The sequence below is a fragment of the Mycobacterium branderi genome (assembly GCF_010728725.1).
GTDB lineage: Bacteria > Actinomycetota > Actinomycetes > Mycobacteriales > Mycobacteriaceae > Mycobacterium > Mycobacterium branderi.
Map to the genome: position 1 here is coordinate 3,944,832 of NZ_AP022606.1, position 20,562 is coordinate 3,965,393.

The 20,562-nt window shown below is 64.7% G+C and carries 15 protein-coding genes and 1 pseudogene; 7 read left to right on the top strand and 9 right to left on the bottom strand.

The window, feature by feature from the left end; all coding sequences use genetic code 11:
- The first annotated feature begins 4 nt into the window (after positions 1-4).
- Entirely contained in the window at positions 5-685 is a 681-nt protein-coding gene (locus tag G6N47_RS19225; protein WP_083132038.1) for an alpha/beta fold hydrolase, read from the top strand.
- Here the strand turns inward: G6N47_RS19225 and G6N47_RS19230 are convergent.
- Positions 682-1,956: a lipase family alpha/beta hydrolase gene (locus tag G6N47_RS19230; protein WP_232080245.1), complete on the bottom strand. Its 1,275-nt coding sequence runs from the start codon at positions 1,954-1,956 to the stop codon at positions 682-684. The two genes, G6N47_RS19225 and G6N47_RS19230, sit on opposite strands and share 4 nt — an antisense overlap.
- A 63-nt stretch (positions 1,957-2,019) precedes the next feature.
- On the opposite strand from G6N47_RS19230, the gene G6N47_RS19235 reads away from it, so the two are divergent.
- Entirely contained in the window at positions 2,020-3,237 is a 1,218-nt protein-coding gene (locus tag G6N47_RS19235; protein WP_083132039.1) for an acyl-CoA dehydrogenase family protein, read from the top strand.
- A 210-nt stretch (positions 3,238-3,447) separates the two neighbouring features.
- Here the strand turns inward: G6N47_RS19235 and G6N47_RS19245 are convergent, their stop codons facing one another.
- The 3 genes from G6N47_RS19245 to G6N47_RS19255 form a co-directional block, all read right to left on the bottom strand.
- Entirely contained in the window at positions 3,448-4,017 is a 570-nt protein-coding gene (locus G6N47_RS19245; protein ID WP_083132040.1) for a forkhead-associated protein, read from the bottom strand.
- 120 nt (positions 4,018-4,137) lie between these two features.
- A complete protein-coding gene (locus G6N47_RS19250; protein ID WP_083132041.1) occupies positions 4,138-5,625 on the bottom strand; it encodes a DUF4185 domain-containing protein in 1,488 nt (495 codons plus the stop codon).
- Positions 5,626-5,715: 90 nt separating this feature from the next.
- On the bottom strand, positions 5,716-6,783 hold the full coding sequence (locus G6N47_RS19255; RefSeq protein ID WP_083132042.1) for an amidohydrolase family protein: 1,068 nt from the start codon (positions 6,781-6,783) through the stop codon (positions 5,716-5,718).
- Positions 6,784-6,845: 62 nt separating this feature from the next.
- On the opposite strand from G6N47_RS19255, the gene G6N47_RS19260 reads away from it, so the two are divergent.
- Genes G6N47_RS19260 through G6N47_RS19270 form a run of 3 tightly spaced genes read left to right on the top strand, consistent with a single transcriptional unit; the run spans position 6,846 to position 10,390 of the window.
- Entirely contained in the window at positions 6,846-7,760 is a 915-nt protein-coding gene (locus G6N47_RS19260; protein ID WP_083132043.1) for an alpha/beta fold hydrolase, read from the top strand.
- Positions 7,757-9,001: a sialate:H+ symport family MFS transporter gene (locus G6N47_RS19265; RefSeq protein WP_083132044.1), complete on the top strand. Its 1,245-nt coding sequence runs from the start codon at positions 7,757-7,759 to the stop codon at positions 8,999-9,001. Before G6N47_RS19260 ends, G6N47_RS19265 begins: the two co-directional genes overlap by 4 nt.
- Positions 9,002-9,010: 9 nt before the next feature.
- Positions 9,011-10,390, top strand: coding sequence for an adenylate/guanylate cyclase domain-containing protein (locus G6N47_RS19270; protein ID WP_083132160.1), 1,380 nt, complete (start codon positions 9,011-9,013; stop codon positions 10,388-10,390).
- On the opposite strand, the gene G6N47_RS19275 is transcribed toward G6N47_RS19270, so the two are convergent.
- From G6N47_RS19275 to G6N47_RS19285, 3 genes are all read right to left on the bottom strand, one after another.
- Positions 10,380-13,670, bottom strand: coding sequence for a helix-turn-helix transcriptional regulator (locus tag G6N47_RS19275; protein ID WP_083132161.1), 3,291 nt, complete (start codon positions 13,668-13,670; stop codon positions 10,380-10,382). The two genes, G6N47_RS19270 and G6N47_RS19275, sit on opposite strands and share 11 nt — an antisense overlap.
- Before the next feature lie 51 nt (positions 13,671-13,721).
- Positions 13,722-15,179, bottom strand: coding sequence for an HNH endonuclease signature motif containing protein (locus G6N47_RS19280; RefSeq protein ID WP_083132045.1), 1,458 nt, complete (start codon positions 15,177-15,179; stop codon positions 13,722-13,724).
- Positions 15,180-15,355: 176 nt separating this feature from the next.
- Positions 15,356-15,643 carry a YciI family protein gene (locus G6N47_RS19285; protein WP_163659699.1) on the bottom strand — a complete coding sequence of 96 codons (288 nt, stop codon included), beginning with the start codon at positions 15,641-15,643 and terminating at the stop codon, positions 15,356-15,358.
- A 126-nt stretch (positions 15,644-15,769) separates the two neighbouring features.
- On the opposite strand from G6N47_RS19285, the gene G6N47_RS19290 reads away from it, so the two are divergent.
- Positions 15,770-16,681: an ABC transporter ATP-binding protein gene (locus tag G6N47_RS19290; protein ID WP_197945482.1), complete on the top strand. Its 912-nt coding sequence runs from the start codon at positions 15,770-15,772 to the stop codon at positions 16,679-16,681.
- Positions 16,678-17,517: a hypothetical protein gene (locus G6N47_RS19295; protein ID WP_139799516.1), complete on the top strand. Its 840-nt coding sequence runs from the start codon at positions 16,678-16,680 to the stop codon at positions 17,515-17,517. Before G6N47_RS19290 ends, G6N47_RS19295 begins: the two co-directional genes overlap by 4 nt.
- Before the next feature lie 57 nt (positions 17,518-17,574).
- Here G6N47_RS19295 and G6N47_RS19300 read toward each other — a convergent pair whose 3' ends face one another.
- Both G6N47_RS19300 and G6N47_RS29340 read right to left on the bottom strand, forming a co-directional pair.
- The gene (locus G6N47_RS19300; protein WP_083132049.1) at positions 17,575-18,825 is read right to left on the bottom strand and encodes a cytochrome P450; all 1,251 of its coding nucleotides are present in this window, start codon (positions 18,823-18,825) and stop codon (positions 17,575-17,577) included.
- 396 nt (positions 18,826-19,221) lie between these two features.
- Positions 19,222-20,451 (bottom strand): annotated as a pseudogene (locus G6N47_RS29340) (pyridoxal phosphate-dependent aminotransferase); the annotation flags it as partial.
- Between the last annotated feature and the right edge of the window lie 111 nt (positions 20,452-20,562).

Genomic DNA, 20,562 nt, shown 5'->3' on the forward strand with positions numbered 1-20,562 from the left:
CGGCATGGAAACCGTCGAATACGCACCCGGCAGGCTCGTTGACCTGGTTGGCGATGCGGACCGGCGGACTGTGCTGCTGTGGCACGGGCAGCAAAGCAACGCCCGCGCTGCCGTTCGCCCATTGGCCGAGCTGGTGGCCGGCCACGGGCTGGCGGTGGTGGCACCCGACTGGAATTCCCACGCCGACGACGGTGGCCGTGACGATCTGATCCGCTCGGTGGAGTTCGCCCGCCAGCGAGTCACGGAGCCCGACGAGCTTGTGGTCGTGGGATGGTCGCTGGGCGGCGCCGCTGCGGCCGGGCTGACAGCACGGGCAGACCGCTACGGCCTGCGTTTCGCACACACCGTCTGCTTGGCCGGGGCGTTCATGGTGCCCGACCCGATTACCGGAAAGCAGCCGGCCGCATGGCTGCCCGATGCACAGAACCGCTCGCCGTTCACGTTGCTGCACGGCGTTGCAGACCACGCCGTTCCGGTCGAAGCCAGCCGTGAGTTCGCTTTGGCGCTCGAGCAGAACGACTGGCCGGTGGAGTTGGTCGAGCTCGCCGCCGACCACGGCTCGATCGCCGGCGCCAGCTACGACCCTGTCGCAGACCGCTATTCGGCGGGCCAGGACCGCGACACGCTGGCCGTCGCGGCCGACGTGGCCGCCCGCATCGCTGCTGCAGCCGGGATCCTGCGCTAACGCTGAGCTATCCAGTCACGTAGCTTTGCGTAGACCTGCGGATGATTCAGCAAGTCGAAATGATGCAATCCGGCGAGGGTGACCCCGTGCTCGGGTTCGAACGGAATCGACCGCGACTTTCCGCGGCCTGAGGCGCTGGTCGGCCGCACCAGATAGTCGCCGGCGACCATTCCGACCAACGGCGGCGCAGAAGTCGTGGCCACGAAATGATAGGTGGCGCCGGGAAGAAACGGCACCTCACGGCAACGATCCCGAAGAAACTCATCCGGATCGGCATCGCACCAGTCCTCGTCGACACAGGAGCCGAAGCGCAGGTCTTTGACCCCTGCACTGCGGGTGTTCAAAAAGCCTGCAATCGCACGTGTTTCGGGCAGCCGGGCCATCGCCCACGACGCAACGTTGACGCCCTTTTCCAAATCGGCGCCCAGATGCGGTGAGCCAAGGCACACAACATGACTCACCGCGTCGGTCCACCGATGTTGTTGCTGCGCGCCGTAATGGCAAGCGCTGCGGATCACCAGACCGCCCATCGAGTGGCCCACCAGCACGAGCTCGTCGACGGGAACGGGCCATTGCGTGTGCAGGCGGTTCAGCAAGCCGGCGAGCGTGCGGCCGTTCGCCGATATGTGCAGCCCGGTGTTGTACCGCAGGTAAACCGGCGTCAATCCGAGATCGTCGCGGAGACGCTCGCCGTAGCTGCGTCCGTCGTCGCCCTCTCGCGGTGCGCGAGACCACGACCACTCAGTCAGGCACCAGCCGTGCAGGAAGACGACGACGCGGCCGGTGGCCGTCGGGAACGCTGTGGCCATCGACTCGGCTTTGACGGGAATTGGGTTGCCGCAGTGACGGATTTGCATCTCGTCGGCGAACTTGTTTCCGTGCTCGGCCAGCTGGTCGCCATACAGCCCGTTGACAGCTGCGACGGCCTTGGCGATTCTGCGGCGCGCTACAAGCTCATCGTGGCCGTCGTCGCCCCACACCTCGGAGGCGATCGCGCTCGCCGCGCGGGCGGCGCCACGGATGCCACCGTCCACACCGCGATAGATGGTGTGCGCGAGGGCGTTGTGCACCGCCCTGGTCGGCGCCGACGACGGCCCAATCGACGCGAACACACGCTCGGCGATCCCGGCGTGCATCCCCCGCACGAGCGTCGTCACGACTGCGGACGCCTCCCCGGCCAACTCGCCAACTGCGCGGATGTCGCTGCGCTGCATCGTCACCCCCACCATCTGCACGTCTCGGCACCGGCGATTTGTGTGTTGAGTATACAAGCGTTTACTGTATGCGCCGTCGGTCTACACTGGCGCGTGCCCGCCCGCCCGATAGGAGCCCTGATGGACGCCACGTTTTCGCTGGAACTGCCCGAGGAGGTCGTGCACGTCCGCGATTGGGTACACGAGTTCGCCGAATCGGTCATCCGGCCGGCGGCAGCTGAGTGGGACGAGCGCGAGGAGACGCCGTGGCCGATCATCCAGGAGGCCGCGAAGATCGGGCTATACACCCCAGATCTGTTCGCGCAGATGGCGGCCGAGCCGAGCGGGCTCGGGCTGCTAACGGTGTTCGAGGAAACGTTTTGGGGTGACGCCGGCATCGCGTTGTCGATCTTGGCCACCGGATTGGCCGCAGCGGCGTTGGCGGCCAACGGCACTCCGCAGCAACTCGCCGAGTGGCTGCCGCAGATGTTCGGCACTCCTGACGACCCGAAGCTCGCCGCGTTCTGTTCGTCGGAGCCCGGGGCCGGGTCCGACGTCGGAGCGGTGCGCACCCGGGCCGTCTACGACGAGGCCTCTGACGAATGGGTGCTCAACGGCACCAAAACCTGGGCCACCAATGGCGGGATCGCCAACGTACATGTGGTGGTTGCGTCGGTGGACCCCGAGCTGGGCACCCGCGGTCAGGCCACCTTCATCGTGCCGCCCGGCACAAAAGGCCTCTCGCAGGGCCAGAAGTTCAAGAAGCACGGTATTCGCGCGTCCCACACCGCCGAGGTCGTGCTCGACGACGTCCACATTCCCGGTGAATTGATCCTCGGCGGCAGAGAACGTTTCGAGCGGCGACTGGCGAAAATCCGTTCGGGCGAACGCACTTCCAGCCAGGCCGCGATGATGACGTTCGAGCGCACACGCCCGGTGGTGGGCGCAATGGCATTGGGTATCGCGCGCGCCGCCTACGAGTACGCGCTGGAATATGCCTGCCAGCGCGAACAATTCGGCAAGAAGATCGCCGAATTCCAAGCCATCGCGTTCAAGCTCGCCGACATGAAGAGCCGCATCGACGCGTCCCGGATGCTGGTGTGGCGGGCCGGCTGGATGCAGCGGAACAACAAGTCGTTCAGCTCAGCCGAGGGCTCGATGGCCAAACTGTACGCCAGCGAGACGGCCGTCTACGTCACCGATGAAGCCATCCAGATTCTCGGCGGCAACGGCTACACCCGTGACTATCCCGTCGAGCGGATGCATCGAGACGCCAAGATCTTCACGATCTTCGAAGGGACCAGCGAAATCCAGCGACTCGTCATCGGCAGGGCGCTGACCGGTCTAACCATCCGCTGATCTTCCGGCTCGCTTCGCGCCCTGAAAGCGGCGAAGCGAACAGCGTGTAGTCGCCGAAGTGCACCGGAACGACCTTGGGCATCCCAGCGATCGCCGTGCATGTGGGACAGCACGATCGCGTCCAGCAGCGGCAGCTTGCCTACCTCGGGCAGCCGGGTTATGACGCCGTCGCGAAACCAGACCGTATCCGAGGTAGGCGCGCCAGCAGCGTCAGTGCGCCGCCGCCTCAGCCTCGTCGTGTTCGGCGCCGTTGACGGTCAGTTCCTCGTCCCAGCCGTTGAGATGCGTCTCGACCGGCTGCTCGATGGGGTCGTCGCCGACCACCTCGCGCAGCGCGGCGATCAGCTGGTGGACTTTCACGACCTCTTCCTCGGTGGGAGTCGCGCCCGCCTCCAGCTCGTCCGGAAGTTCGGGACGGAGTCCGACGCCGCGGGCCGCTTCCTCGGCCGACAACTTGGCGCGGATTCGTGCGGTGTAGAGCTGCTGGCCGAGACTCGACCCGGGCGCAGAGGCGGCGCGTGCCATCAGGTCGTCGTAGCGTCGCCGGACATCGCTGAGCGCCACGATGACCGAGGATGTGGACCTGCTTTGCGTTGCTGCATCAGTCAAACCAGCGCGCAGTTTCCGCAGACCGGAAAGAACCACCTCGGCCCGTTTCTGGAACTTCTTGTCCTCGGGAAAGGGCAACGAATCAATGGCAGCCCGGTACATGTGCATCGCGGCTTCGGCAAGGCTGACAATGACTTGCGCTTCGCCTTCATTCGGATCGAATTCGCCCATGGCCCCTCAATTCTGTTCGGTGTCCGTCGTCGACTGCACGGACGAGAGTATCGGTAACGATGCCGAGGCAACAATATGCGGTGCCCGATTAGCGCTAGCCGCGAGAGACCTCGCGAACCCCTACGGCAGCACGGTGTGCATCAACATCACGTCGTAGGCGGACCACAGCGACAGGTTGAAGTACAGGTCCTTGCCCGTCGACCAGGGATGCATCATCGGCGCGTAGATGCCGCCCGGCACCTGAAAGGACGAGACCAGCAATTGCTCTGGGCTCCACGGTCCCTGCGGAGCCGGGGCGGTCCGTGCCACAACGTCGTTGGCACCGTTGGTGTAAAGCACCAAGTACTGCTTCAGATAGTTGTTGAATTGCGCAGACATTTCGCCGACCGGGCCCGGGATAACCGGGGTGGCCGCTCCCGGGTTGTTCGGGACCCACGAGTTCGAATCGCCGTTCCAATACTGGTATTTGGTGACATCCGGGATAAACCCTTGCGGAACCCGGGCCAGATACGCCGAACCGCCGCGGCCGGCTGGCGTCCCAAACGAATAGACGTAACCGTCGCCGGTACGCATGAACGCGCCCATCTGGAAATTCTCATTCCCAGGGACGTACCGGGCGCCCGGAACGCTCTCCGGCGAGACGGAGCGGACGGTTCCCGGGTATACCCCCCAGCTCTGGCCGTTGTCGGGAGACATCGCGATCGCCGAGTAGTTCGTCGACCATTCGCCGTCGCGGCCCCATTCCCTGATCGACATGAAGTTGATGTACTGGGTGCGGCCGACCGATATGCCGGCGGTGGGAATGATCCCGGTCTCGTGTGGCGCCGCCTTGATGCTGTTGATGACCTGTTTGGACATGCCCGTTTGCCAAACCGGCGATCCGGAGTATCTGTCGTTGACCACGCCCGGCGCCACAGCGATTCCGTCGGACAGATTGCGGTCCGAGCTGCGGAACAACGTGTTGTACCGCCACTGCTGGCCCTTCACGCTGCAATAACCGAACGTGTCACCGAACGCCATCAAGACCTGATGGTTGGCGGGATCGCCGTTGTCCCAAAGGATTCCGAGATCGGTCCCCGAGATCCCGAAACGTTGAAGTGTCTGGTTCGGCCCGTTCGGCCCGGTCACCCACTCGACGAGTGATGTCGGGGCCCCCGCGATCCCCGCGGGCGGCGCTGCGTCCGGCGGTGCCTGCTCGGGGGCCGCATTGGGAACTGGCTGAGCCGCATTCGGTTGCGGCTGTGGGTTGCCGGGTCCGGGTGGCACCACCGCCGCCTGCTGTCGCACCGGTGCACGGCCGCCGGGGTGAAGCAACGACGAAATCAGCGGTCCCAGTCTGGGCAGCGGCGCCTGCTCATTGGCGCCGCGCGGCTTGCGCCCCGTCGGTGGCCGCACGACCGGCGCCGGCATCGGCACCACCGGAGTCATGGGAGGCGGCTCGACGTTCGCTTCGGGGGCGCTGCATGGCAAAGCAGCCGCGGGCGGCGCGAGGCCGACCGGAAGAATGAGTCCGACTACGGCCGCCGACACCACCGATAGCGACACGATCCGAGGAACCGGCGACACGTCACACCTTTCCGCGTGGCAGGACGCCGAGTTGGCATCCACAGCTGGCTCATGTGACGATAGTGATCAATGTGGTTGCTGTGACCGCTGAGCCGGGATAGGTATGAATCCGTGACCGTGTCGCAACCCGCATCAATCGAGACCGTAGAAACGTTGGGCGTTGAGTCCGCCGATCTTGGCGCGGGCGTCGTCGTTGATGTCGGGCCGGGTGCGCAGATGCTTGGTGCTCTCCGGCCATTCGCCGTCCCAGTGCGGGTAGTCGCTGGCGAACATGATGAAGTCGGCGCCGAGCACATCGATCACCCCGGGCAGGATCGGCTCCTCGGGCTCGCAGGTCACCCAGATGTTGCCGGCCTGCAGGTACTCCTGCGGATCACGCTGCCAGCCGCCCTCGATCCAGTCGCCGCGTTTCTCGAAGTGTTCATGCAATCGGTCGATGAAGAACGGCACCCAGCCCACGCCCGCCTCCAGGAACGCCACCCGCAAATCCGGGTGCCGGTCGAAGACGCCACCCGATACCAGCGCGGTCATCGCCGTCATCTGGTCGAACGGGAAGCTGATGCAGTGCACCTGAATGTAATTCGTGAAACGGTCGACGCCGATTTTCGGTAGGTGGAAACCCGGCACGCCGTGGATGCCGAGCGGCATCTCGAGGTCGACCGCGGCGGCGTAGAACGGATCGAGGTCGGGGTGGTCGAGGTTGCGGGTCTTCAGCGCCGGCGGCAGCAGCGTGGCAGCCAGCCCGAGATCCTTGGCCTCGCGCATGATGTCGACGGCCACCTGCCCGTGCTCGATCGGAGTCACCGCGACGCCTCGCAACCGGCCGTTCGTCGGGCGGCAGTAGTCGGCCACCCACTGGTTGTAGAGCCGCGCGAACCCGGCGGCGAACTCGGGATCCTCGAGGGTCGGCGCGCACAGGCCGAGGCTGGGATAGAGCACCATCGTGTCGATGTGGTCGCGGTCGGCGTCGCCGAGGACACCGTCGGCTGACCTGCAGTTGAGGCCCGCCGCCGTGCTCAGCCCATGCTCGACGGGCACTCCGGCGCCCGGTCCCTGGTCCTCGGGGTAGTAGCGGCCCTCGATTCGCAGTCGCGGTCGCCCGTCGGTGCTCGTGGTGACGTGCTCGGGCCAGCGTTTCATCGCTTCGATCGCAAGCGACGGATTCTCGGCGACGTGGCCGTCGGCGTCGATGATTCGCATGTTTGCTCCGCTCCTACCGCAATCTGCGGTTCGACGTACACCGCACATGAAACACTCTGGTCATGGTTATCGCTATCGCTCGCCCCAAGCTGGAAGGCAACATCGCTGTCGGCGATGACCGCCAACTCGGGTTCGCCGAATTCGGCGACCCACAGGGGCGGGCCATCTTCTGGCTGCACGGGACCCCGGGCGCCCGTCGGCAGATTCCCACCGAGGCGCGGGTCTACGCCGAGGAGAACAACATCCGGCTGATCGGTGTCGACCGGCCCGGGATCGGCTCCTCCACGCCCTACCAGTACGACACCGTCGTCGCATTCGCCGACGACCTGCGCACTGTCGCGGACACGCTCGGCATCGACAAGATGGCGGTCATCGGCCTTTCCGGCGGCGGGCCGTACACGCTCGGCTGCGCGGCGGCGATGCCGGACCGCGTGGTGACGGTCGGGGTGCTCGGTGGCGTCGCGCCGACCACCGGCGCGGATGCCATCGGCGGCGGCGTGATGGCACTCGGGACACTCGTGGCGCCGTTGCTCACGGTGGCCGGACTGCCGATCCGGTTGGCGGCGGTCGGTTTCATCCGGATGCTGCGGCCGGTTGCCGAGCCCGCCCTCTATTTGTATGCGCGGATCTCTCCGGAAGCCGATCGGCGCCTGCTGGTCCGACCGGAGTTCAAGGCGATGTTCCTCGACGATCTGCTCAACGGCAGCCGAAAGCAGCTCGCCGCCCCGTTCGCCGACGTCGTAGTATTCGCCCGCGACTGGGGATTTCGGCTCGAGCAGGTCAAGGTTCCGGTGCGGTGGTGGCACGGCGACCGCGACCACATTGTTCCGTTCTCCCATGGACAACACGTCGTCGACAGGCTGCCCGACGCGGAGTTGTATCACCTGCCCGGCGAAAGCCATCTCGCCGGGTTGGGCCGCGCCGAGGAGATTCTGCGCACCATCATCGAGGTGTGGGACAGCGCCGAGAAGAAGTGAGTGCACAACGGCTCACGGCCGACCAGCGCAATTCATTCGTCGCGGCGTTGCTGGGCTGGACGATGGATGCGTTCGACTACTTCCTGGTGGTGCTGGTCTACGCCGATATCGCAAAAACCTTTCACCACACCAAGACTGAAGTTGCATTTTTGACGACGGCTACCCTCGTCATGCGCCCGGTGGGTGCACTGCTGTTCGGGCTGTGGGCCGACCGGGTGGGACGGCGGCTACCGTTGATGGTCGACGTCACGTTCTATTCCGTGGTCGGATTTTTGTGTGCGTTCGCGCCCAATTTCACTGTGCTGGTTATCCTTCGGCTGCTGTACGGCATAGGGATGGGCGGCGAATGGGGGCTCGGGGCCGCGCTGGCAATGGAGAAGGTTCCAGTGCAGCGACGCGGTTTCTTTTCCGGTCTGCTGCAAGAGGGTTACGCATTCGGCTATCTGCTGGCAACGGTGGCGTCGCTGGTGGTGATGAACTGGCTGGGGTTGTCGTGGCGCTGGCTGTTCGGACTGTCCATCATCCCGGCCCTGGTCAGTCTCATCATCCGCTACCGGGTCAGGGAATCCGAGGTGTGGGAGGCCACGCAGGACCGGATGCGATTGACTCACACCAGGATTCGCGACGTTCTGGCCGACGCTTCGATTGTGCGGCGGTTCGTCTACCTGGTGCTGCTGATGACCGCGTTCAACTGGATGAGTCACGGCACCCAGGACGTCTACCCGACATTCCTGTCGGCCGGTGCGGGCCTGTCCCCCGCGACGACCAAGTCGATCGTGGTGATCTACAACGTCGGTGCCATTGTCGGCGGCCTGACCTTCGGCACGCTCTCCCAACGGTTGGGCCGTCGTTACACGGTGGTGTTCTGTGCGGTGCTGGGAGTGCCGATCGTGCCGTTGTTCGCGTACTCGCGGACCGCGGCCATGCTGTGCCTCGGTGCGTTCCTGATGCAGGTCGTGGTGCAAGGCGCCTGGGGCGTCATCCCGGCGCACTTGACCGAGATGTCGCCGGACGCGATCCGTGGCTTCTACCCCGGCGTGACTTATCAGTTGGGAAACCTGCTGGCCGCATTCAATCTGCCGATTCAGGAACGGCTGGCCGATTCCCACGGCTATCCCTTTGCCTTGGCCGCGACCATTGGGCCGGTGCTGGTCACGGTTGCGCTGCTCACCGCGATCGGCCGGGACGCGACCGGCATCCGGTTCGGGACTGAGCAGACTGCTGTCGGGTCTCTGAACTAGCCTGTGGCCGTGGTGCAGGCTCCGCGAACTCGCTACGCCAGCTGTGGCGACGCAGAGCTGGGGTTGGACATCGCCTATCAGGTGTTCGGCGACGGCCCGATCGACCTGTTGGTGGTGCCGGGGCCGTCGATCCCCATCGACACCATCGACGCCGAGCCGTCGATGTACCGCTTCCACCGGCGCCTGGCCTCGTTCAGCCGCGTCATCCGCTTCGACTTCCGCGGAATGGGCCTGTCGTCACGAATCCCATCACCCGACATGCTGGGCCCGCGGTTCTGGGCCGAGGATGCGATCGCGGTCATGGATGCGGCCGGGTGCGAGCAGGCGGCGATCTTCGCACCGAGTTTCAACGCGATGGTCGGTATCGTGCTTGCCGCCGATTACCCGGAGCGAGTTCGCAGCCTGGTGATCGTCAACGGCGCAGCGCGAGTGCTTCGAGCGCCCGACTATCCGGTGGGTGCGCAGTTAGGTGCCGCCAGTCAGTTCATGACAGTGGGCACGGAGCCCGACGCCGTCGAGCAGGGCTTCGACGTGTTGGGCAACGTTGCGCCGAGCGTTGCCCGCGACGACGCGTTCCGCGCGTGGTGGGATCTCGCCGGTAACCGTGCGGCATCGCCGAGCATGGCCCGTGCTGCGACCAAGGTGGTGATCGACGCCGATGTGCGCGACAGGCTGGCATGCATCGCCGCCCCGACGTTGATCCTGCATCGCAGAGACGTGGGATTCATTCCGGTTGGTCATGGTCGCTACCTGGCCGAGCACATCGCGGGATCACGTTTTGTCGAGCTGCCCGGCATCGATTCGCTGTACTGGGTGGGCGACACCGCGCCGATGCTCGACGAGATCGAGGAGTTCATCACCGGCGTACGCAGCGGATTCGACGCCGAACGTGTGCTTCTTACAATCGTTTTCACCGATATCGTCGGCTCGACCGAGCGTGCGGCTGCTCTCGGCGATGGTCGCTGGCGCGATCTGCTCGACAACCACGACACCATCATTCGCCACGAGCTGGAGCGGTTCGGCGGCCGAGAAGTGAACACCGCCGGCGACGGGTTCGTCGCGACGTTTACCAGCCCCAGCGCCGGGATTGCTTGTGCGGACGCGATTGTCGACGCCGTACGGGTGCTCGGTATCGAGGTGCGGGTGGGCATCCACGCCGGCGAGGTGGAGGTGCGTGGCGCCGACGTTGCCGGCATGGCCGTGCACATCGGTGCGCGCGTCGCCGCTTTGGCCGGCCCCAGCGAGGTGTTGGTGTCGTCGACGGTGCGCGACATCGTCACCGGCTCGCGGCGCAGATTCGCCGACCGCGGCGAACACGTACTCAAGGGTGTGCCCGGGCGTTGGCAGCTGTGCGCGCTGGTGCGCGACGCGGCGACGATCACGCGATAGTTCTGCGCGCAACTTCCCGGGCGAGTTGCACACGCGAGCTGAGGCCCAGCTTGGTGTAGACGTGCGTGAGGTGGGTTTGCACGGTCCGCGGTGAGACGAAAAGCCGTGTGGCGATGTCCTTATTGCCCAGCCCTTCGCTGACGAGCCGGGCGACGTCGAGTTCGGCCGGAGTCAACGAGGCCCAGCCGTTCGACGGGCGCTTGCGTTCGCCGCGGCCGCGCTGGGCGTACGCGATCGCTTGCTCGGTGGACAATGCAGTTCCCTCGGCCCATGCTGTGCCAAAGTCGTTGGCGTCCATCGAATTAAGTAGCGCGTTTACCCATTCTTCGTAATCGGCGTCGTGGATCTTGAAACGAACTGCGCCGATGCGTTGCCGGATCCCGTCGGCCGCTCCGAAGAGACGGGCAGCTTCCTGATGGCTTTCGGCTTGATACGCCACGAAGGCAAGACACTCGAAGATTTCCGGCACACCCGTCTGCACCCCGAACTCGGCGGCAATCGCAAGCGCGTCGTGGAGATCGCGGTCGGCAGACTGCGACTCTGCTTGGGCAATGGCTATGCGAGCACGTGCTGCCAGCCCCATCATCCGGTGGCATCCGGTCGTTGACGAGAGGGCGTCGTCGGCCCACTCTTGTGCGGCCATGGGATCGCCGGCTGCCAGTGCGGCCTCCGCCCTGCGCCAAAGGAATATGGCCGATACCTCATGAAAACTCATGTGCTGCCACGCCACTTCATGGGCGTTTTTGGCTGCTACAACGTCGCCCCGCGCCATCGCCACTAGGCCTGCGGCCATGTAGGCGACCCCTTCGTGCACCCTGCTTATCGCGGCCGCTGACTCGATGAGCGCGTCGACAGCGTCTTGCGCCTGGCTCGTCCTGCCCTGATAAGCCGCAACCCAACTCAGTTCCTGTAGGGCGAGAAAGCGATTGAGTAGATCTGCAGACTCGTCGGCCTCGGCTACCATCTCCCGCGAGCGCGAAGCCTCCGCGGCCAGATCACCCTGCAAGAAGCGCGCCGTGTGGGTCCAATTACGACAGAATCGTGAGCTGAAGTGATCGCCGATCGAATCGGCGAGTTCGCGGCCCTCTTCACCTATAGCGTCGGCCGCGACTAGATCACCCGCCATGAATGCGGCGTACGCCTGCCAGCCCAGGATGTGGCTCAACCTCCATCGGTCACCGAGCGCGCGGGCCAGGTCGATCGCCTCGGCGAAATACGGCCGTGCCACCTCCAGGTTGTAGGCAGCAATGCCCACACAGGTGGTGAGCGCCCGTGCTAGCAGCGCGGGATCATTGATGTCACGCGCGATCGCGACGGCTTCCTCGGCCTGATCAAGGCTGGCCGGTGCGATGCCCCACGCGTCGAGCAAAGCCTTGTCCGCCAGGGCCCGGGCGCGTACCGCGCCGGCTACCTCGGCGCTAGCCGCGTTTCCATCGCCAAGGACCGCGTCGAACCAGGTCGCTCCTTCAACGATGCGGCCGCGCGCCTGCCACAGCGATATCAGCGACGATGCCAGCGCGGAAGCCTGATCGATATCGCCGTATTCGCGGCTCCATGCGAAAGCGGCCCGCAGATTGTCGATTTCGGTTTCGGCCTTTTCCAGCATCTGGTCGTGGCTATCGCGGCTCGGATCGTCAAGCGTGGCCGCTAGGGCCGTGTAGTGGTCGCGATGACGGATGCGCACTGCATCCGCTTCGCCCGACTCCGCGAGCTTCTCCAGCGAGTACTGCCGTACCATCTCCAACAGCCGGTATCGTGTTCGGCCTGTTGCGTTTTCGGCGACGACGAGCGACTTGTCGACCAGTAGCGTGAGCTGATCGAGGACTTGATGAGCCTTGACGTCACCGCCGCTTGCCACCGCCTGCGCTGCCTCGAGGTCGAAGCCCCCCATGAACACCGAGAGTCGGCGAAACAACACCCGCTCGGGTTTGGTGAGCAGGGTGTGTGACCAGTCGACCGACGCATGCAGTGTCTGCTGTCGACGAACGGCGCGGCGCGCGCCGCCGGTCAGCAGCCGGAATCGATCATGCAGACCATCCAGGATTTCATCGAGAGACAACGCGCGTACTTGGGCAGCCGCGAGTTCGATAGCTAGCGGCATGCCATCGAGGCGCCGGCAGATTTCTTCGATGCAGTGCGTATTGCCCTGGGTGGTACGGAAATCCGGCTTCGCCCGCCGCGCGCGGTCAGCGAACAGGTCCATGGCCTCGTCGGCTAGCGACAGTGACGGCACCCGCCAGGTCACCTCGCCGTCGACGGCGATCGGCTCTCGGCTCGTCGCCAACAACGTCAGGTTGGGACAGGCGCCGAGCAGGTCGATCATCAATGCTGCGGTCGCGTCGAGTAGGTGCTCGCAGTTGTCGAGCACCACCAGCATCTGACGGTCCCTGATCGACCGGATCAGGGTGTCCATGGTGGATCGGCCAGGCTGATCAGGAAGCCCCAATGCTCGCGCGGTGGCGACGGGCACCAGTTCGGGGTCGGTGATCGGCGCCAGATCGACATACCAGACGCCGTCGCCGAACTCACCTGCCATGTGCGCCGCGATTTGGATCGCAAGGCGGGTCTTGCCGGCGCCACCAGCGCCCGTCAGCGTAACCAGCCGGTTCTCCGTGAGTATCTTTCGTACGTCGTGGATTTGATGCGTGCGTCCGATGAAGCTGGTCAGCTGCACCGGAAGATGCTGTGATGCAACAGTACTTGGAGTGCGTAGGGCTGGAAATTCGTTGCGGATGTCCGGATGGCACAGTTGCACCACCCGTTCCGGTCGCGGCAGGCCACGCAGTGGATAGCTGCCCAGATCTGTCAGCCAGGCATCGGGCGGTAGTCGATCAATGACCAGGGCCTCGGTGACGCCGGAGAGCACGGTTTGACCGCCGTACGCCAAGTCGCGGATTCGTGCGGTGCGGTTGATGGTCGGGCCGATGTAGTTGCCCTCGTCGCGCAGTTGGATCTCGCCGCTGTGCAGGCCGATGCGTAACCGGATTGGCGCCAATGGTGCTCGCTGCAATGCGAGGGCGCACGCGACAGCGTCGCTGGCGCGCGAAAATGCGACTACGAAGCTGTCGCCCTCGCCCTGCTCGACGGGGCGCGCCCCGTTGTAAGCCGAGATGACATCCGACAGAGTGTGATCCAAGCGCGCGACGGCGTCGGTCATTTCGTCGGGTTGGGTTTCCCAGAGCTGCGTGGAGCCTTCGACGTCGGCAAGCAGCAACGTCACCGTTCCGGTCGGCAGCTCCCTCACGCCCAACTCACTCCAGTTCAGCGGCAGTTCGCTCATGGTAGCCAGCATGCCGCCACCGGGAGGGCAGAACATCAGCGAAATCGCGTATTAGAAGGGCGGCGGCTCGTAATTGGCGGCGATCCAGGCGGCGCGTTTTCGCCGTTCTTCGGCAAGGCGTTCTTCGTTGATGCGACGCTCGGCGGCGATCCGGGAGGCGCGTTCCTCGGCGCGGGTTCGTTTCCGGGCGGGCATCATCAGTCCGCGGTTCTCGCCGGGCGGCTTTGTCGCTGTAGGCAACACCAATTCGCCTGTGGAGTCGGCCAACATCGGGAAGAACACAGCGCCGCCGGGGGTGGTGGTGTATGTGTGGCCGGTTGGAGCCGTCCACATGACGGTGCCGTCGCTGAGTTGCTGATCGACCCAGCCGGTGTAGAAGGTCTTCAAAAGGTGGTGGTAACGACACAGCAGCTTGAGGTTCGACGGATGCGTGGGACCAAGAGGAAATGGGATCGTATGGTCGATGTCGCAATATTCGGCCGGCAGATCGCAGCCAGGGAAGCGGCACGTCAAATCCCGCAGCCGTACAAACTCGGCCAACGCCGTCGACGGACGATACCCCGGCTCCGGGTCAGCCGACGGCTTCACGACGGGCTTGAGTTTGGCGGTAGCCGCCAGGTTGCGCAGCACCGGTGCGGGAACTGGTCCAAACCCCGGCAGGAAACCCGGTGCCTGCGATTCACCTTCCACGGAGGACTGATCGGCGAACATATGGATCATCACGCTTGTGCCTGGATTCCGCGCTGCCGCAGCACAATCCGCAGATCCACACGCGCACCGCATTACGTCTAATCCGGCGGCCAGGGCACCCAGCGCATCGGCACGTCGCTGCGCCTTGGTGCGCGGATCGTTCCGGCACACCGTGGCGGCCAGCGCATCGAGCTTGTGATCCAACGCGGCGCCGTCGTGAGCCTGAACCTGGGCCCAGATTCCGGCCAATCCCGTTTCGACGGGCCCGATTTCGACATAACGATCCTGGTTGCGCTCCCCGGGCACCCGCTGCGCGGCCGGATCAAATCGGACTACCCACATATCGATGCGCTCGAAGAGCTTGGGCTCCGATAGGCGCATCCACTTGTGCCCATGGCGCGCGATCGCGGCATCGATCTTGGCGATCAATGCCGGCTCCTGCACCAATTCGGTGCGACACACCACCGCCGCCATCACCCGAAAATCGATAGCCCCCGCCGCAAAAGCCTCGGCCACCAGGGGCAGCCGCTCACGCAACGCGATCGCATACCGCAGCCGCCCGCGGGCACGGCCACGGCTGATCCCCAACGCGGCGGCCACTTCGGCCACCACGTTTTCATGCCCGTCGATGGCCCAGCTTTCCCGGTCGACATCGTCCTCAGGCGCGCGCCGCGCGTACAACTCACCGATCGCGGCCAACTCCCGCCCGCACATCGCGCTCTGCGCCCGCGCCGCCGACGTGATCGCGTCGACCACACCGGCGTCGTCCGCGTTAGCAAAACAGGTGCTGAGCTGAGCCGATGCGTCGATATCGAACATACATTCGATTCTACACCGCTCCATCGACTTCGTTGCCTCATTGAAAATGCGCGCATGCCCGGTGAATGGGGTTGACGTTGGCGGAGCGCAGAGGAATCAGCGAAACGACCGCGACCCGCTACCAGCTGGCGAGCAAGTTTCTCGTTTGGATCCGTCGCCAGTTGCACTTTCGCGGCTTACGCGGGGATGGTCTCGCCCACCTCGACACGGCCGCCGTAGCCGAGCAGCGGGCAGCCGCTCGCGATCTGTACGGCAGCGTCGAGGTCGTCGGCGGTGATCACGATGTAGCCGGACAGCTGGTCACCGGGCTCGCCAGGCTCACCGAGCATCACTGCGCGCCCCACGCGGCTGCCGAAATCGCTGATGTGTGAGCCGATCTTGCTGAACCAGGTCGACCACGCATTTTCTTGTTCGGCTGTCGGGTTGACGCCGGGGTTGCGAAAGCTCAGGACGTAGTTGGACATGGCGGGTACTCCCTTCTCGGTGTTGCCTCTACTCACTCGACGTATGGCCGGGACCGGATCCGACACCATGGGGGAAGAGGCGTCCAAAAGACTTGCCGAGAAGGTGGGGTGACCTACCCTGCAGAAGTGGGATCCCCGACGCCCGCAGCTTTCCGCCCGGCTATCCGTGTCGACGGTCTGACCAAGCGGTTCGGCCGGGTTGTGGCCGTCCAGAACCTGAGTTTGACCGTCGCGCCCGGCGAGGTGTTCGGGTTTTTGGGCCCCAACGGTGCCGGCAAGTCGACGACGATTCGCCTGCTGCTCGGATTAATTCGCCCGACAGCGGGCGGTGCCAAGATCTTCGATTGCGCTGCCGGTGATGTCCGTCGGTCCCATCGTCACATCGCATACGTGCCCGCTGATGTCGCACTGTGGCCGGGACTGACGGGCGCCGAAATCCTTGAGCTGCTTGGCAGCGTAGGCCCCGGTGTCGACGCGGCGTACCGCGCCGAGCTGGTCGACCGGTTCGATCTCGAGCTCGACAAGCCGGCCAAGACCTATTCGACCGGCAACCGGCAGAAGGTGGCCCTTGTCGCTGCCTTCGCGACGCGGGCTGCGCTTCTAGTGCTCGACGAGCCGACAAGTGGCTTAGACCCGTTGATGGAGAGAGTATTTCGCAGCTGTGTCGCAGAAGCACGTGAGCGAGGCCAGACGGTATTCCTCAGCTCTCACCAGTTGGCGGAGGTAGAAGCCGTATGCGACCGGGTCGCGATTCTGCGTGCCGGGCGACTCGTCGAAATTGACAGCATCGCCGAATTACGCCGGTTGCGCCGAACCGTAGTCGAGGTGTCTTATCGCGGCGTTCGGCCTTCCATTGCGGACGTCGCGGGTGTGTCAGGTGTCAAGCAGCTGGACGGTGACCGGTTGCGGTTCAACCTGACTGGGTCGCCGGTGGCCGCGCTTCGAGCGCTCGCCACAGCCGACGTCACCGCGCTCGCGATGCGCGAACCGACGCTCGAGGAGATCTTCCTCGACTACTACGGCGAAGCTGTACCATGACAACCGCCACGCCGAGCCGGGCGGTAAGCCGGCTGGCAGTGCGTCAGCTTCGCCTCGGTGCCATGGCGGTCGCCTTGATCTGCGGGGGCATCTCGGCGTTGGTCGCCAGCGAATACCGGCCGATCGGCGACTTGCTGGATGAACCTAGTTTGCGCGCACTCGGTGAGAATCCCGCCATACGGATCTTGTCGGGCCCGCCGGTAGCTCTCGACGATCCCGGCGGCTTCACTGTGTGGCGCACCGGCCCCGCCGTTTCGGTGCTCGTCAGCGTCTGGATCATGCTGGCCGCCACACGTATTACCCGCGGCGAGGAGGATGGCCGGCGCTGGGATCTGCTTGTTGCGGGACGCCTGCGAATGGCCGACGTGGTGGTCCGCTGCCTGGCCGCGCTCGCGGGATCCGCGACGCTAATCGGCGTGGCCGTCGCGGCGGGTCTATTGGCGGCCCGTACTGAGCCGACCGGGGCGCTGATCTATGCAGCCGGCATCACATGTGTTGCTTTGACTTTCGCGACAACAGCTCTACTCGCGGCGCAAGTGATGCCGAGGCGATCCAGCGCCACGGGACTTGCGGTCGCGGCCCTGGGTGTTGGGCTGATGCTGGCCGCGGTAGGCGTCGGGTGGCTCCCCTCCGCCGCCGCTGCGGTCGGCGCCCTGTCGTTGCCCTGCATTGCTCGGCCGGCGTCGCCGTTTGGGGCGGGACCAAAATCACCGGCGTGCCGTTTGCCGGTTGTCGGCGGTTTCCTGGCGAACGTGGTCGTGCAGACCACGAACGCCATCGCCGCATACTTCTTTCTGGTCGGCCCACCATTTTCCTGCTCATCGGCGTGGTCCTGACCGGAGTTGGAGTGTACGGATACGTCCAGCGCGACCTGGCAGCGTGAGCTGATCCGCTCAGTGCACCGGCGTGAATTCGATGTGCAATTCCTTGAGCCGCCTGAACAGCAGGGTGCGGTCCCATGTGAACCGACGAGCGCCTGCCGGTCCGTGCTCGGTCTCTGAAAGCCGGATGTCGGCCATCCGGTCAAGGAGTCGTTCTAAGCTCACCCGTGCTTCGGCGCGTGCAATCGGGGCGCCCGGACACGTGTGGACGCCGCGGCCGAAAGCGATGTGTTGCAATATGTTTGGACGGTCGCGGCGGAATTCGTTGGGTTCGTCGAACCGTCGTGGATCGCGGTTTGCCGCGCCGTTCATCACGAGCACGCTGGTACCGGCTTGCACATCGACGTCGCCGATTCTGGTAGTCCTTCGCGCCATCCGGAAGTTCGACTTGATCGGGCTTTCGAAGCGCAGCATCTCCTCGATGAAGGCGGGGATTTTTGAGTTGTCCTCCCGCAGTTCCTCTTGCAAGGCCGGTCGCTCCGCGAGCATCAGCATCGCCAGACTCAGTAGGTCGATCGTCGTGCCGTGGCCGGCGGCGAACATGAACGTGGCAACGCGGGCAACGTCAATCGCGTCGGGTACCGTGCCGTCGGGAAACTTTGCCAGCGCAAGTTCGGTGAGGACGTCGTCGCGCGGATTGCGCCGCCGGTCCTCGATGTACTCGACGAACCACTCCTCTTTCACGCCAACGAAGCCGCTGCGGTCGCCTTCGAGCCTGCTGGCTCGTGCAGCGCGGCGGAATCGCTCACGGTCGTCCTCGGGCACGTCCAGCAGGTCTGTAATCGCGTTCAGCGTGAACGGAGAGTTGTAGTCGACGACGATCTCGCACTTACCCTCCGCGATGAACCGGTTGAGTTGCTCGTCGGCAAGACGCCACAGGACGTCCTCGTTGTTCTTGAGCTGCTTCGGCGTAAACAAACGGCTCAACAGCGAGCGGTGCGCGGTGTGCTTCGGAGGGTCAAACGTGATGAAGTAGTCGCCGAACGTAAACCTGTGCCGGTGCTGCTCGATCAGCTCCGAGACGTCGTCGCTGTCGGATTCAATCGGAATCCCCGACCACGGTCCGCTGACGATATTGCATACCGAAAAGTTCTGGTCGTGGTCGCGTTGCACGTCGACGGCCTCGTCGTACCCCGACACCATCACCACACCGTGCACCGGCTCACGCCATACTGGGCAACGACGAATCGCATCGTAGTAGTCGTAGGGGTCCTCGACGAGCGACTTGTCGGTGAAGAAATCCAGGTTCTCGAGTCCGCTCACTTCGCCTCCCTCGCCATAACCATAGAAACGTTTGGCGCTGGGCAGGGGTTCACAGAGGGCCCGTCTGAAATCGCGTGGGACGCGATTGAGGCCCGGCGTCCGGCTACACGATCGACCAGCTACAGCTTCGTCGAGTTTCGAGCATGCACCACGGAGACCCGATTTACCTTCGCGTATAGGTCATTGGTTCGCTGCTGTTCTGCCGCTAGCTTTTCCAGTGCGGCCACTGCACGCCTGAGGAGGTCGATGGATTCCTCGGCGGTCTCTTTGAGTTCATAGAAATTTGGTATCAATCCCATGGGCTTTTCCCTCCGCCTAAGTCTCTACTGAAAGTTTGCGGTGTCGGCCATACAATCGGTTCGAAGAATGTGCCCGTCGGTAACTGCGCCCGCCCGGGAGCATGGCTAGTCGCCTGATTGCCTCATCGAGGGTCTCATCGCGCTTCGCAAAGTTGAAGCGCACCAGGTGATTCCACACTGCAGCATGCTCGGCGGCCGGATCGCAGTAATCCGACATGGGCATCGCGACCACCCCTACCTTCTCGGGTAGCGCCGCACAGAACGCCGTGCTGTCGTGGTAGCCCAACGGACGCGGGTCAGCGCACAGGAAATAGCTGCCCACACTGTCGTGCACCCCGAAACCGATCTCGGTCAACGCCGTGGCCAGCCGGTTTCGCCGGGCCTGCAACAAGGTGCGTCGCGTAGCTACCCAGTCGTCCTCGGTGTTGAGCGCCAATGCGACCGCATGCTCGAACGGCGCGCCGCCCACGTAGGTCAGGTTCTGTTTGGCCGCCCGCAACCCGGCGATGAGCCGCGCGGGGCCGCAGGCCCATCCGATCCTCCAGCCGGTGCAGTTAAACGTCTTCGACGCGCTCGAGACGGTGATCGTGCGCTCGGCCATGCCGTCGAACCCGGCGAGTGGGAGGTGGCGACGTCCTTCGGGCCAGGGGTCCACGAGTTGCTCATAGACCTCGTCGCTGATGACCAGCAGGTCGGCGTCCACGGCGATGTCAGCAATGGCGGTGAGTTCATCTGCGGTCAGCACCATGCCGGTCGGGTTGTGCGGTGAGTTGACGATCAAGGCCCTGGTCCGGGGGGTCACGGCGCGCCGCAGCGCGTCGACGTCAAGAGCGAAGCCGCGACCGTCGGGCACCAGCTGCACTAGAACCCTCCGTGCACCAGCCATCGCTACCGCCGGCGAATAGGAGTCGTAGAACGGCTCGATCAGTAACACTTCCGAACCCGGCTCAACCAGACCGAGCATTGCCGACGCAATGGCCTCGGTGGCGCCGACCGTGACCAATACCTCGCCGTCCGGGTTGTAATCGATGTCGAAGTGCCGCTTGCGTTGTCCGGCGATGGCACGCCGAAGTGACGCGATGCCGATTCCCGGCGGGTACTGATTGAAGCCCTCGGCAATCGCGTCCTGGGCGGCCTTCAGCATCGCGGGTGGTCCGTCCTCGTCGGGATAACCGATGCCGAGGTCCACCGCGCCGGTCCGCGCGGCAAGCGCAGGCATGTCGGCGAAAACCGGCGCCGCATACGGCTGCAGTCGCGACACCGCCGCGGTGGTCGAGCGCGAAAAGTGGTCTGGCCCATGCCGATCGGCAGCGCTGTCTACGGGCAGAGGAACTAATGAAAGTTTGAGTTGTTGGCCATAGCGACTGAGCGATTCGGCCGACAGCATGTCTTCGTGTCGGCAGTCGACCGAGTATTCCGTGATGCCGCCGCTAACGTA